The 14,492-nt window shown below is 41.5% G+C and carries 10 protein-coding genes; 8 read left to right on the top strand and 2 right to left on the bottom strand.

Annotated features, from left to right (window positions below; genetic code table 11):
* Positions 1–7: 7 nt before the first annotated feature.
* On the bottom strand, positions 8–1,540 hold the full coding sequence (gene zwf / locus AACZ88_RS11730) for a glucose-6-phosphate dehydrogenase (protein ID WP_339710320.1): 1,533 nt from the start codon (positions 1,538–1,540) through the stop codon (positions 8–10).
* Positions 1,541–1,993: 453 nt separating this feature from the next.
* Between zwf and gndA the strand changes: the two genes are divergently transcribed.
* The 4 genes from gndA (at position 1,994) to AACZ88_RS11750 (ending at position 6,847) form a co-directional block, all read left to right on the top strand.
* Positions 1,994–3,406 carry an NADP-dependent phosphogluconate dehydrogenase gene (gene gndA / locus AACZ88_RS11735; RefSeq protein ID WP_339710323.1) on the top strand — a complete coding sequence of 471 codons (1,413 nt, stop codon included), beginning with the start codon at positions 1,994–1,996 and terminating at the stop codon, positions 3,404–3,406.
* 186 nt (positions 3,407–3,592) lie between these two features.
* Complete coding sequence (locus AACZ88_RS11740; protein WP_339710326.1) at positions 3,593–5,797, top strand: ATP-binding protein; 2,205 nt, start codon at positions 3,593–3,595, stop codon at positions 5,795–5,797.
* Between the two features lie 39 nt (positions 5,798–5,836).
* The gene (locus AACZ88_RS11745) at positions 5,837–6,187 is read left to right on the top strand and encodes a ribose-5-phosphate isomerase (RefSeq protein ID WP_339710328.1); all 351 of its coding nucleotides are present in this window, start codon (positions 5,837–5,839) and stop codon (positions 6,185–6,187) included.
* A gap of 183 nt (positions 6,188–6,370) precedes the next feature.
* The gene (locus AACZ88_RS11750) at positions 6,371–6,847 is read left to right on the top strand and encodes a nucleoside deaminase (protein WP_339710330.1); all 477 of its coding nucleotides are present in this window, start codon (positions 6,371–6,373) and stop codon (positions 6,845–6,847) included.
* 19 nt (positions 6,848–6,866) lie between these two features.
* On the opposite strand, the gene AACZ88_RS11755 is transcribed toward AACZ88_RS11750, so the two are convergent.
* A complete protein-coding gene (locus tag AACZ88_RS11755) occupies positions 6,867–9,638 on the bottom strand; it encodes a TonB-dependent receptor (RefSeq protein ID WP_339710333.1) in 2,772 nt (923 codons plus the stop codon).
* Between the two features lie 407 nt (positions 9,639–10,045).
* Between AACZ88_RS11755 and AACZ88_RS11760 the strand changes: the two genes are divergently transcribed.
* From AACZ88_RS11760 to nagA, 4 genes are read left to right on the top strand one after another with little or no spacing between them, the layout of a single operon-like run.
* Complete coding sequence (locus tag AACZ88_RS11760; protein WP_339710335.1) at positions 10,046–11,401, top strand: Gfo/Idh/MocA family oxidoreductase; 1,356 nt, start codon at positions 10,046–10,048, stop codon at positions 11,399–11,401.
* A gap of 27 nt (positions 11,402–11,428) precedes the next feature.
* Positions 11,429–12,421 (top strand): Gfo/Idh/MocA family oxidoreductase, encoded by a 993-nt coding sequence (locus tag AACZ88_RS11765; protein ID WP_339710338.1) that lies wholly within the window; start codon positions 11,429–11,431, stop codon positions 12,419–12,421.
* A 1-nt stretch (position 12,422) separates the two neighbouring features.
* Entirely contained in the window at positions 12,423–13,256 is an 834-nt protein-coding gene (locus AACZ88_RS11770) for a DUF1080 domain-containing protein (RefSeq protein ID WP_339710341.1), read from the top strand.
* Positions 13,257–13,280: 24 nt separating this feature from the next.
* A complete protein-coding gene (gene nagA, locus AACZ88_RS11775) occupies positions 13,281–14,492 on the top strand; it encodes an N-acetylglucosamine-6-phosphate deacetylase (protein WP_339710343.1) in 1,212 nt (403 codons plus the stop codon).

The following is a 14,492-nucleotide window of genomic DNA, read 5'->3' on the forward strand; positions in this document are numbered from 1 at the left end:
CTGGTTATCAGCAAATTACACAAAAACCTGGATCATCTGCCAATTGTTCTTCCGGATTCCTCCACATATGGTTTCCATCAATTAAGTCATCAGAATTTTTGGGTCCCCATACCCCGGCAGAGTATCCATAAGTTGTTACGTTTTCCCCATTCTTCCAATAATTCAAAATAGGATCTACGAATTCCCAGGCCGCCTCGACCTCATCCGCCCTTGCGTACAAAGTGGCATCGCCCTGCATGGCGTCTAAAAGAAGGCGTTCATAGGCTTCCATCACATGTTTCTCTACCAAACTGGAATAATAAAAATCGAGATTGGCACGCTCTACCTTAAAGCCCTGACCTGGTACCTTCACCCCAAATTTGATTAAAATTCCTTCGTCGGGCTGAATACGTATGATCAACTTATTATCCTTACTATCCATTCCCGAATCTTTAAAAATTTGATGGTGGGGCGATTTAAAATGAATAACAACCTCTGTCACCTTGGTCGGCATGCGCTTTGCAGTACGAACATAAAACGGTACATCGGCCCAGCGCCAATTGTCAACAAAAAATTTAATGGCCGCATAAGTCTCGGTCGTAGAATTGGGGTCTACCCCTTCTTCTTCGCGATAACCAGGTACTTTTTCACCGTCGACTACCGAGCTTACATATTGCGCCCGAATAGTATTGTCAAACAATGTTTTCTCATCGGTCATCTTGCGCAGCGATTTTAAGGCCTTTACCTTTTCGTTGCGAATCTCCTCTGCCCCAGGACCAATTGGCGGCTCCATTACTACTAGCGAAACTATTTGCAATAAATGGTTCTGGAACATGTCACGAAGTGCTCCCGATTTATCGTAATAACCACCTCTTTTCTCGACTCCTACCCTTTCGGCATTGGTAATCTCTACATGATGAATGTAATTGCGATTCCATAATGGTTCGAAAATACTGTTGGCGAACCGGGTCACCAATAAATTCTGCACGGTTTCCTTTCCCAGGTAATGATCAATGCGATAAATCTGCGTCTCTTGAAAATAGTGGTGTAAACCTTCGTTCAATTTTCTTGCACTGTCAAGGTTGTAGCCAAATGGCTTTTCGACAATCAACCGTTTCCATCCCTTTTCCTCGTTATTGAGTCCTTCCTCCGAAAGGCTTTTTGCTATAACCTCATACAGGCTGGGAGGTGTCGACAGGTAAAAAATATAATTTTCGTCGGTACCATATTTTGTATTCAAATCGGAGATTCTATTTTCGAGTCTTTGGTACTTGGTATCGTAATCGCTTCCTAAATCTTCGTAAAATAGCTTGTTGGCAAAAGTTTCAATAAAGCCGTTTGCTTCTTTCCCTACCCGTTCTTTTAAATATTTACTCTCATTCACCACTTTTTTTCTAAACTCCCTATCGCTTAAATCGCTACGGCTAACACCAAGCACCACGAATTTTTCGGGCAAGTGTCCGCCTTTATATAAATTAAAAAGTGCGGGAATCAATTTTCGGGCGGTCAAGTCACCTGATGCGCCGAAAATGACAAGCATTTGATTATCTGTTTTGTTCATGTGTTCTTATAAATCGTAAAACCCGAGAGTTTGTTTAGCAAAGAATTATTAGCGTTTCTGCGTCATATTTAGATAAAAGTTACGCAAAAATTTCAGCGAAGTTAGGCGCAAAAACGGACAAAAAAAAATTATTGAATGATTTCAAAGCCGTTTGCAAATATTGCCAAGCTTGCGGAGTTTCGTCAAAGAATGGTTACAAAATTGATTATTTACCATATTTTTGAACTTGAAACATCATGACTCAGGTTCGATGGCTGTTTTATAATCAAAGAAAATCTCTTGTTCACAAAAGTATGGGCTAAAAGTTAGTGCTGCTCAAACTACTGTTTGTATTCAAGAATATTAAAACACAGATACCGATCATCTCAATAATTAGCACGCCATCAAAAAATATCATGATATCACTGCAAACGAATACTATTTTATTCAAGTAATTAATAAGGATTAAAACGTATGAAAAATAACAATTACGATTTTGGATTGGTAGGTCTCGGGGTTATGGGGCGCAATTTTATACTGAACGTCGCCGACAATGGTTTTACGGCTTTCGGCTATGATCTTGATACCGAAAAGGTCGATGCTTTAAAAGAAGAAGGTGGTGATTTAGAGAAAGTCGATGCCACAACAGACCTAAATACTTTTGTACAATCATTGGCTCGACCCAGAAAAATAATGCTTTTGGTTCCTGCCGGGAAAATTGTAGATGCAGTAATAGAAAGTCTATTGCCCCATATAGACGCTGATGATTTGATTATCGATGGAGGCAACTCTTTTTTCACAGATACCGACCGACGGGAAACTTACTTACAGGAAAAGGGCATTCACTTTTTCGGCGCAGGAGTTTCTGGTGGTGCGAAAGGCGCCCGTTTGGGGCCAAGTATTATGCCTGGTGGAAACCGAGAAGCCTATAAAGAAGTACAACCCATCTTCGAGGCCGTTTCAGCCAAGTATAACGGTGAACCTTGTGTAGCATACCTAGGGCCTAAATCGGCCGGTAATTATGTAAAAATGGTACATAATGGCATCGAGTACGGACTCATGCAGTTAACCTCTGAAGTTTACGATATACTCAAAAAAGCCGGAAATTTGAACAATGATGAATTGCATCAGACTTTTTCGACATGGAACAAAGGCCGGCTGCAGTCATTCTTAGTAGAAATTACCTCTGAAATATTTGAACAAGAAGATGACCTGGGCGACGGCCGTCTTGTAGATAAAATTCTCGACAAGGCAAAACAAAAAGGTACCGGAAAATGGACATCCCAAAATGCCATGGACTTGGGCATACCCATTCCATCTATCGATATTGCCGTAAGTATGCGCGAAATCTCGGCATTAAAAGACGAACGAGTACAAGCCGATGAGCTTTATGACCGTCCGTCACCAGAGACCATCGACAAAACCGAATTGGTTCGAATGGCCGAAGAAGCCCTGTATTTCTCGTTCATTGTGACATATGCCCAAGGATTGCACCAATTGGCAGATGCTTCGAAAGAATATGGTTATGAATTGGATATTGCCGTTATTGCAAAAATATGGCGTGCAGGCTGCATCATTCGTGCCGGCCTCTTGGCCGATATCACCGAAGCCTTTCAAAAAGATAAGAACGTACCTAACCTTTTACTATCTCCTTCTTTTATTGAAAAAGTGCAAAGCACGGTGGGATCCACTCGGTCGTTGGTCGCCTATGCGGCCACAAATGGAATTCCCTTGCCAGGTCTCTCCAACTCCCTTACCTATTTTGATGCCTACACCTCAAGTCGTTTACCGCTGAATTTGATTCAGGCACAACGCGATTATTTTGGTTCGCATACCTATGAGCGCTTAGATCAAGAAGGTATTTTTCATACCGAATGGGAGAAGTAAACAGACACATTCATAAAGTAAAAACGGCGCACGTATGCGTCGTTTTTTGCCTCTCGGGAACCACATATCAAGCCCTTTAATCGATTCCTACACTATAATATCTTATCAAATCGTAAAGCAATTACTATCTTAGCTGTTCCGAATGGTCGAATCACCGCTGTTTCATGAATGCCCAATCGCCCCCTAATGAAAATCAAAAGATTCATATTTATACTTTTCTTTGTTTTCAACATACCTCTTTTAACAGCGCAAAATATTCTTGATCACCAAAAAGACACGCTCCGGTCGCTCATAGACCAGTCAAATCGCGCCTACGAAGTATATAACTATAAAGATGCCATTAAATATGCATCTATCCTCATTGATAAAAGCCGAGAATACCATGATGATTACCATAGTTTTTTGGCCTATGATATTTTAGGAGGCATCTATTCTGAAACCGATGATAGCGTACAAGGCAGAATTTTCTCTGAGAAAGCCCTGGAAATAGCACGGGCTACAAAAGTCGATAGTCTTATTGCCTGGGGTTCATTAAACCTAGCAATACTATATTCTGACAATAAAAAAACATATGACAAAGCCATACACTTTTTCAAAGAAAGCATTGCCATCAATGAAAGGCTAAAAGACGTAGATCAACTTTATCTAATTTACATCAGTTTAGCCTGGACCTACATTGACAATCAGCAATTTCAAGAGGCTCACACCATACTGAGCAAGGCGGACTCAATTTCAGAAAAGAAAAAAATAGACCCGCTGAACAAACTATACATAGAACTATTATTTGGTAAATATTACCATGCCATAAAAGATTATGATCTGGCAAAAAAGCAACTTGAATCCATTACCGAAGAAATAGACAACGATTCTATCACGGATCTGGCCATCGAAGTTTATAATAACTTGGCAGAAGTATATTATAAAACCGATGAACCCAAAAATGCCTTTTTAAGCTTAGAGAAATATAACCATTATAAGCAAAAGGCCTATACACTGGAAAAAATAGAAGAAACGGAAAAGGCAAGGGCGAAATTTGATTTGAAACAAGCCCAGAATGATTTAAGGACTGTAATAAATGAAAAAGAATATTCCGATACGCTTACAGCTATTCTTATTGTAGCAACGATAATTCTCATAATTGCCTTGCTAGGCTTTTTCCTGTTTTTCAGAACAAGAAGAAGATATATCGATCACTTGAAAAATTACAATGAAGAGTTAATCGTTGCCAAGGAGAAAGCCGAAAAACTTTCGAAAGTACAGACCAAGTTTCTATCCACGGTGAGTCATGAATTGCGTACTCCATTATATGGGGTAATTGGGATATCAACACTTTTAAAAGAAGACCCGAAGCTAAAAGCGTATGAAGAAGATCTTGAATCCCTTAAATTTTCGGCAGACTATTTATTGGCGCTAATAAACGAAGTTTTACTTATCAGTAAAATGGATGCCGAAGCTATAAAACTGTCAAAAAAGCCTTATAAATTAGACTCCTTAATCCATAGCATTACCCGCTCTTTCGAATATAGTCTACAACAAAGCAACAATAAGTTGCACGTACAAATAGATAAAAACATACCCAATTCATTAATTGGTGACCCTGTTAGACTTTCTCAAATATTGATGAATTTGGTTGGAAATGCCTTAAAATTCACGAAAGAAGGAAACGTATGGATAACCCTAAACCTGATATCGGTTTCAAAAAAAGGCTCTTATAAGACCCGTTTCACCATCAAAGATGATGGTCCTGGTATTCCTATTGACAAGCAGGAAGTAATATTTCATGAGTTTACGCAAGTAGAAAACGCAAATCATAGCTATAAGGGAACCGGGCTTGGTTTGGCCATCGTTAAAAAGTTATTAAAGCTTTACAATAGTAAGATTCACCTCAAAAGTGCCCCCGAACATGGCTCGGAGTTCAACTTCTCAATAAATCTGAAGAAAAACGACCATCAATACGAAGAAAGCGACGATGAAACTAGTAAGTCAGCCGATACCGACGATACTAAACTGAGTGGTGACAAACATATTTTAATAGTAGACGACAACAAAATAAATCAAAAAATAACTCAAAAAATACTGGACAAGTACAACGTAAAATCAAGTCTTGCCGATGATGGGAAACAAGCGGTTGAAATGAGTCGCCTATATAAATATGACTTAATATTGATGGACATCAATATGCCTAAAATAAATGGAATGGAAGCAGCGGTTATGATACGGGAGTTCGATAAAAATATTCCTATAATAGCACTGACCGCTGTTGAGCTTGACGAAATGAGGGTAGAAATTACGAACTCGGGTATTAACGATATCATACATAAACCCTATGACAGATCCGAATTTATAAAAATCATCATTAAAAATATCCCTGCCGAAAAGTTGACACTTTGAAGACAAATTAATTCATTCTAAGAACTATTTAATCAAATAATGCCCAAGTCTCAATACCACATTTATGTTATAGAACTATCAAAACGGGTATTTACAGAGCACAGACGATTTCGTGAAGCCAACCCGCAATTCAATGGGGTACTTGAATGTTTATATGTCGGGATGACCAGTAAAACTCCAAAAGAGCGTTTTGAACAGCATAAATCGGGCTACATCAATAAAAAGGGCTTCAATCTATCATCGAAGATTGTCAAAACCTACGGTTCTTATCTACGCCCAAGTCTTTACAACCATATCAAACCGTTGAACACAAGGGCCGAAGCCCTAAAAATGGAAAAAGCCTTAGCGCTCGAGCTACGCCGAAAACGCTATGCCGTTTGGTTTAATTAAACAGTGAAATCTTATTTTGTGATGGCCGACAGCAAGGCTTACCGAAAATTTCATAAATTTATTCATTGACCGCAAACCACCACTCAACTTTGAAGGAACCAAAACGAAGTCAAATCTGGTGTTATTATTTTTTCAATAGCCCTTCTGAAGAAAAACAAGTTAACCTCACAAAAATTAGAAAAAATGGCATCCGATGACAAAAAATTTATGAGACGGGCCATACAATTGGCCCATGAAGGAATGGACAATAATTTAGGTGGCCCTTTCGGTGCGGTCATCGTAAAGAATAATTCGATTATTGCTGAAGGCAACAACAACGTTACTACAAAGAACGACCCCACTGCCCACGCCGAAGTAGTTGCCATTCGAAAGGCCTGCGAAAAACTTTCTTCGTTCCAGCTTGAGGGCTGTACTATCTACACCTCTTGCGAACCCTGCCCGATGTGTTTGGGAGCCATTTATTGGGCTCGTCCAACTCGCGTCGTTTATGCTTGTAATCGCCAAGATGCCGCCAATATTGACTTCGATGATCAATTTATTTATGATGAGCTTATGGTCGATATGGAGGATCGCAAAATTCCTTTCGAACAAGTCTTACGAAACGAAGCCCTGACTGTTTTTCAAGCATGGGATGCTAAAAATGACCGTACCCTATACTAACAAAAGGCATCCTATTGTTCTAAAACCGATATCCCAATTTCAACAATGCCCCTCTTGGCAGCACAGGCACCACGACGAAGCTGGCATCCGGATTATCTTGAATAAACTCGCGTGTAGCCCCATTCGCACTTGCCCCAAAACTGTTGGCTCCAAAGAAATTTGCCAAGCCTTCCGAATTAAATAGATTGGTTACCAAGACATCGGCCGAAAGATGTTTGTTAATGGCATAGCCAATTCCCAAATTAAAAATACTATATGCTGGCAATTGAAAGGCATTGGCAACATTGCCTTCCCGCTCACCCATAAACTGCCATTTCAAAAAGGTATTGAATCTATTTTTATGGTATTCTGCACTGAGGTTGAACATCAATTTCGGATTAAAAGGAAGCTGATTATTGGAAAAATCGGTGGTACCATCATCAGCGACATCTACCGTTCCCCCAGCATCATAAACGGTCCATTTTGTGGCGATCGGATTCTGCAGGGTACCATTAAACCTAAAAGTTAATGACGTAACGGGCGTGTAAGCACTCTCCCACTCCATGCCTATGGTACGTGAGTTATTGAACTGCACCGGGGTATAAAAAACGCTGCCACCCTCAGGATCGAATTCAAAACCGGCAATTCCAATATCTTTTAATTGGCTCCAAAAGGCAGTTGTGGTAAAGGAAAAATTCGCTTGGTTCCATTTTAGGCCAATTTCAGCTTGTTTGATTTTTTGAACCTCCCCTTTTTGGTTAATCGGTACATTTGAAAAATTATTAAAGTAGTAATTCAGTTCGGGAGCCTTATTCCCTGATGAAAAACGGGTAAAAATTGCTGCTGTTTCCTGCAAGCGATAATTTAATCCGGCGGAATAAGAAAGATAGCTGTAATTATAATCAAAAAGATCTTGTTCCCCAGTAGAAGTGAGTATTCCATTATCGTAGGCCGTGGTCGGGTCACCGTCATAACCACCATCACCTTGATAAGGCGCCGATCGATCTTTCGACCCTTTGTGACCGATAGTTTCATAACGTAGCCCCATATCTAGATGTAATCCATCTTCAATTTCCCAGCGGTCATTGAGAAAGGCTGCGATTTGGTTCACATCGGCTTGGGAAACATCATAAAACAATCCCCCATAATTACTTAACCCATGGGTATCTGACAAGGAAAGAACAGGGTCTCCTGGATTTTCAAGAGTCACTTCCAACATTCTGGGGTTAGGTTCATAGGTAACATAACCAAAACTCCCCTGAGTAAATAATGAGGTGTCAGCGAAACCAGAGGCCAGACCCATGGTCAAATCATGATTTTCAGTTTTTTTCCGAACGGTCAATTGGTTGACAAGTTCATCAGTACTATTCTGTTTTAACCATGAAGCGGTTCCCATAATAGCGTCATTGGGTAAGGTGCCTTGTCCTAAATATTGTATGGATTCACCGGCCAAAATTCCACTATTGTTCAAACGGGCCAGTTCCATTCCCGATCGAGCGTCGCTGAAAACCACCTGCCCAATAGGAAACTGCGCTCCGCTTATGAAATAAGCCAAGGGATCGTTCAATGAAACAAAAGCATTACTGATGGAAGTCTGCCAGTTTGCATTTTTATGGGCATACTTTATAGCGAACCGCAACGACCATTCATTTCCGAGGTCTTGTAAAATATCGACTCCAAAAGCTCTATCTTGGGCATGAAGTCCTTGGGAAGGATCAAAACTATTCGTAGCCTTTTCCTCGAGTCGTCGACCATCGGGAACATTGGCGTTAAAACTGGGCATCAATAAAGCCGTGGTATTAAAGTCCTGCTCAAATGCGGCACGGGGATTATCCCAATCTATTGCAGCAACGCCCGTCCATCTGTTGGTAAAATCATCCAATGCCTTGGCATAAAACTTAAAATAACCACTCTTTGTTTTTTTAATGACGTTTGCCCTAAACTGACCTCCTTTGCTAAACGTAAAATCAACATCGCGGGCGCCATCATCGTGGCGATAGTGGCCACCGGCATTGAAGAACCAGCCGCTACCCAACGGCCCACCAACATTTCCATCGATTCGGTATAGTGGATTACCCTCCCCTTGCATACCTCCTTGAACCTGTATTTCGCCACCGAATTTATCTCTAGGTCCATGAGAAATAAAATTATAGATTCCCCCTGGCCCGTTCAGCGCTGTGATAGCAGCACTTCCTCCCCGTATAGCCTCTACCTTTTCTGTAGTCAAATCGACACGTTGAAAGATTTCAGGAGAATAATAAGAATGTTGTACTAAGCTGACGGGAAGACCATCCTCCTGTAAAGAAACGTAATACCATCCCATATCATCTTCAGCGGAAGCCGATATGCCTCGAGCATATACTTTGGTAAAGACCTCGCCTGCAGACGGATCGGTAAAGGTTCCAGGAATAGCCTGAAGAAGGTCGGCCGCACCTCTAGGAAATGTCATCTGTAAAGCCCCGGACTCTAAAGTGGTTATTGCCGTACTCGATTCTAATTGTGTTCGCGGATCGAAAGTTCCGGTCACTACTACATTTTGTAGATTGAGTAAGTCGTCCTCCAGAATAAATGAAAGGTCGAGTTCTTCCTTTCCGACCGTAATAGTTTCACTGTAGGTCTTGGCTCCAAGGTACGTTATCGTTAAAATATAATTGCCTTCGGAGACCTCAGGTATATTAAAAAAACCCTGTAAATCTGTGGTGCCAAAATGATTTGAAGGTTGAAGGGCTACATGGGCACCTAAAAGGGGTTCTCCCTTCAAATCCCTAACCTCTCCCTTAACAGCTACTTGGGCAATGAGTGCATTCTGCATCCCATAAAATATTACAAACAAAAAAATAATATTCCGAATCATCTTAAATCCAATTGAGAAAGCAAATATATTAAGCCTAATCCTTTTTGTCTTGCTGTGGCTACCATTAATTCTATCTTCCTCTCAGAAATCGCTCTAGGGGCCTTTAAAAATTCAACTAATAAAATTCCCCTTCCAGTTTCAACAGAACAGTGATAAATATTTGTGTTACAACCCGATACACTTTTTGGTGCCGTTTTAAAAAATGTAATCGATAACATAATTTGAATATTCTACGTAAAGCTTTCAAAACTAATTGGCTATATTTTTAGCTTAAAGTCAAAAAAATACATAAATTTCAAATCAATTAACTAGCTATTCGATAGGTTACTTACCAATTTCACAAGAATAATACAAAAAGTAAAGGGATGGGCAAAAATGAGAATTCACGACGCAAGTTTATAAAGAAAACCGCTGCCAGTTCGGCACTATTCGTGGCTGGTGGCGTACTGCCCGGGTTCACGGCCAAAAGCTATGGCCAGATTGTTGGGGCCAACAAAAAAATCAATGTTTCCATGATGGGGGTAAACAGTCGTGGAAATGCACTGGCCCAAAACTTTGCAAGCCAAGAAAACTGTAATGTTATTCATGTGTGCGATGTAGATAGCCGGGCTATAGCGAAGTGCTTGTCTGCTGTTAAAGAACGCCAAAACAGAAAAGTAAAAACATTTGAAGACTTCAGAAAATCACTGGAGAGCAAAGATGTTGATGCCCTGGTCATTGCCGCACCTGATCATTGGCATGCCCCCGCCTCTTTATTGGCCATGGAAGCTGGAAAACATGTATATGTCGAAAAACCTTGTAGCCATAACCCAAAGGAAGGTGAAATTTTGGTCAGCGCAGCTAACAAATATGGTAAAGTTATTCAAATGGGAAACCAGCGTCGTTCATGGCCCAATGTGGTGGCAGGTATAGAAGCTGTAAAAAATGGGGCCATAGGCCGGGTATATTTTGGCAAATCTTGGTACACCAACAACCGAGCCTCGATCGGGGTAGGCAAAGAAGTACAAGCTCCCGATTGGTTGAATTGGGACCTTTGGCAAGGACCAGCTCCCCGCAAAAATTATAAAGACAATATTGTACACTATAATTGGCATTGGCTTTGGCACTGGGGAACGGGGGAGGCTTTGAACAACGGTACACATATGATCGATCTTTTGCGATGGGGCATGAACGTTGATTTCCCCACAAAAGTTAGCTCGAATGGTGGTCGATATCGTTATAAAGACGATTGGGAAGCTCCCGATACCCAAATAATTAATCTTGATTTCGGTGATGATTTATCAATGTCGTGGGAAGGTAGAAGCTGTAATGGCAAAAAAATCGAAGGAAGTTCCGTCGGGGTAATATTTTATGGGGAAAATGGAAGTCTGTTTATTCCCAGCGGTGACAGTCATACCATTTTCGACTTAGATGGTGCAGTCGTAAAAGAGGTGAAACCCAGTGAAGAAATCGATGCCCGAAACAAGAGTAATCCTGCCAAGAATTTAGATGCCTATCACATTCAAAACATGTTCGATGCCATTACAAATGGAACTAAACTACATGCCGATATAGATTCAGGCCACAAAAGCACCTTGTTAGTCCAGCTAGGGAACATTTCACAACGGGTAGGACGATCATTGGATATAAACCCCGAAAACGGACATATCATTGACGACGAAAACGCACAGAAGCTTTGGAGCCGTTCGTATGAGCCGGGTTGGGAAATGAAACTTTCTTAACGACATTCTAACAATACAAGGATCTATATGAAATCAAGAAGAACATTTATAAAAAAAATTGGCAAAGCCAGTGCGCTATCTACCTTGGCTCTATCACTACCTGCCCCGATATTTTCACAACGAAGACAAAAGAAGATTACCATGGTAAAACCTAAAGTCATAGGCATTATTGGAGCGGAAAACTCTCATTCGATTCATTTTGGAAAAATGTTCAACGTCGATAAGGCGTTTCCGGGATTCGAAGTCAAATACATCTGGGGAGAAAAAGATGAATTTGCCCAAAAGACCAAAGAAAAAGGGGCTATTCCTATTATTGTAAAAGACCAAAAGGAAATGATGGGCAAAATAGATGCCTTGATTGTAGATCACCGTCGTGGTGATATGCATTTAGAAGCAGCGACCCCCTTTGTCAAGGCCGGTGTCCCTACCTTTATAGATAAGCCCTTTTGTTTTAGCAGCGAAGCAGCGAAAAAATTTCTCAAAATGGCCAGAGCGGTTGGAACTCCTGTTACGTCGTACAGTTCCATCGCCCATAGCTTTGCAACCGATGACATGAGAAAACAAGTCGCAGAAATAAAAGACATTAATCAAATAACCTGCTATGGCAAAGCTGACCTCAATTCCATCTACGGAGGGATTTACTTTTACGGCGTACATATGGTAGAACCTCTTATTTATTTGTTCGATGAAAAAGTAGTTTCGGCCAGAATCAATAAAAATGAGAAAGACAATTTGAATAGTACGGCCAGCTTGGTTTTTGAAAATGGAATGATGGCGACCCTGATAATCACCTCCAAAAAATACGGATGGCAGACTTTTATTGAGACCGATGAAGGTATTGTTGAATTAAAATCACGCGTGGAAAAAGTAGAACCTGACAAAACCTATACCGATATGGTCAAAATGTTCGAAAGCGGGGTTGAGCCGAGAAGTCATGAAAGTATTATACATGGTGTTGCGGTATTGGAAGCACTTTATAATTCCTCGAATTCAGGAAAATGGGAAACGGTAATGGCTTAATATGATTTCAACCCTATTCAAACCAACTTGTTTTTCTTTTTTAATGCTATTGCTGACATTGCTGTTATCCAGTTGTAAAGAGAGTGTCGCAAAAAAGTCGCAAGACCTAGCGCACCAAGCAATTAATAAAGAGGATAACACTCTTTCCGACAGCGAAATAAACAAGGGCTGGAAATTGCTGTTCGACGGAAAAACTTTCGACGGTTGGCGTGGTATGGGACGCAATGATGTTCAAAACGAGCTTTGGAAAATTGACAATGGTACGATACGAAAACTAAACAGTGAAGAAGTCGCGCCGTTGCCAGACGGCAAGGCTTTTGAAGGTGGCGATTTGATCACTATTAAAACCTATGCTAACTACGAACTGTATTTTGAGTGGAAGATATTAAAGGCAGGGAATACGGGGCTCAAGTATAATGTATCTGAAGCCTTCTCTCAAAAGCACGGTTCACAATACTCCGCTTTAGGATTTGAATATCAACTACTCGATGATGCCGACACGCTTTATGCAGGCAAACTCAAACCGACCCAATACACGGGTAGTCTTTACGATATGGTTCCCCCTAAGAATGCTAAAACCAATCCTGTAGGAACGTTTAACTCTAGCCGTATTCTTATTAACGGCAACCATGCGGAGCATTGGCTTAACGGTATAAAAGTGTTGGAATACGAATTCGGTTCGAAGCACCTTGATTCGTTGTTTAAAATGAGCAAATACAATGACTATAGAAATTTTATAGACAAACGCAGCGGACACATCGTCTTGCAGAACCATAAGGACGATGCTTGGTTCAAAAACATAAAAATCCGTGAGATAACACCAAGTCCAAAATAACAGGTACTAAACAAAATATTGATAATGAAAATTCTAGCTACATTACTTTTTGCCGGATCGGTGCTTCTGACGCCCATTGAATCAAACGAAAATACTATGGTAAAAGGCATACTTTATTCGGATGGCGGTACGGTCTCCGTTACACTTTCTGGGGATAGTATTATCGGTATAGAACGGACTGCGGACACCGGACCGGATTCCAGGTCTTATGTGGCCCCGGGCCTAATCGATGTGCAGATCAACGGCTATATGGGCATCGATTTTTCGGGCCCCGACCTGACTGTCGAAGGGGTCAAAAAGGCCACCAAGGCACTTTGGAAGGCAGGGGTAACCTCTTATTTTCCGACCATCATAACCAGTGATATCGCCCTGATCAAGAAAAACTTCGCCATTTTGGCAGAAGCCAGAAAAGACCCCGAGATCGGCATGTCCATTCCCGGTTTCCATCTTGAGGGCCCCTATATCTCACCTATCAAGGGCTTCCGAGGAGCCCACTTGGAAAAATATATCAAAGATCCCGACTGGGAAGAATTCCAGGCCATACAAAAAGCGGCCGACAACGGTATCGTCTTGATTACGCTTGCCCCTGAGCTTAAAGGAGCCATCGACTTCATCAGAAAATGTGTCGACAGCGGGGTCGTCGTGTCACTAGGGCACCATAACGGTTCTGCCTCCGATGTGCAGAAGGCCGTCGATGCGGGAGCGAGAATGGCAACACATCTGGGCAACGGTTGCGCCAACGAGATAAACCGGCACCATAACCCCTTATGGCCACAGCTCTCCAACGATGCGATTACGACCAGTATCATTGCCGATGGTTTCCACTTGACAAAAGAAGAGGTGCGTAGTTTTTATAAGGCCAAAGGCGTTGAAAATACAATTCTGGTATCCGATGCCCTCGATTTGGCAGGTCTGCCTCCTGGTGAATACACCCGTGGCGAGCGCACCCTGTTATTGACGCCCAACGTGGTCAAATTGCCCAAAGAGAATGTATTGGCCGGTGCCGCCTCGCCCATCAGCAAATGCGTCGGGGTCATGATGGACTATACACAGTGCACCCTGAAAGAAGGCATACGGATGGCCAGCACCAACCCTGCCGAACTTTTTGCGCTAAAGGATATCGGATCAATCGAACAGGGCAAACGTGCCGACCTCATCGTTTTTACGATGGAAAACAACCAAATGACGATTAAAAAGACCTATGTCTCAGGACAATTGGTATACTCTCAAGATTAG

The organism is uncultured Kriegella sp., from assembly GCF_963975415.1.
GTDB lineage: Bacteria > Bacteroidota > Bacteroidia > Flavobacteriales > Flavobacteriaceae > Kriegella.

Excerpts from the sequence above, each read along its gene's own strand:
- zwf (WP_339710320.1), bottom strand. The coding sequence starts at position 1,540 with ATGAACAAAACAGATAATCAAATGCTTGTCATTTTCGGCGCATCAGGT.
- AACZ88_RS11755 (WP_339710333.1), bottom strand. The coding sequence starts at position 9,638 with ATGCAGAATGCACTCATTGCCCAAGTAGCTGTTAAGGGAGAGGTTAGG.
- AACZ88_RS11750 (WP_339710330.1), top strand. The coding sequence starts at position 6,371 with ATGGCATCCGATGACAAAAAATTTATGAGACGGGCCATACAATTGGCC.
- AACZ88_RS11745 (WP_339710328.1), top strand. The coding sequence starts at position 5,837 with ATGCCCAAGTCTCAATACCACATTTATGTTATAGAACTATCAAAACGG.
- AACZ88_RS11765 (WP_339710338.1), top strand. The coding sequence starts at position 11,429 with ATGAAATCAAGAAGAACATTTATAAAAAAAATTGGCAAAGCCAGTGCG.
- AACZ88_RS11770 (WP_339710341.1), top strand. The coding sequence starts at position 12,423 with ATGATTTCAACCCTATTCAAACCAACTTGTTTTTCTTTTTTAATGCTA.
- AACZ88_RS11740 (WP_339710326.1), top strand. The coding sequence starts at position 3,593 with ATGAAAATCAAAAGATTCATATTTATACTTTTCTTTGTTTTCAACATA.
- AACZ88_RS11760 (WP_339710335.1), top strand. The coding sequence starts at position 10,046 with ATGGGCAAAAATGAGAATTCACGACGCAAGTTTATAAAGAAAACCGCT.
- nagA (WP_339710343.1), top strand. The coding sequence starts at position 13,281 with ATGAAAATTCTAGCTACATTACTTTTTGCCGGATCGGTGCTTCTGACG.
- gndA (WP_339710323.1), top strand. The coding sequence starts at position 1,994 with ATGAAAAATAACAATTACGATTTTGGATTGGTAGGTCTCGGGGTTATG.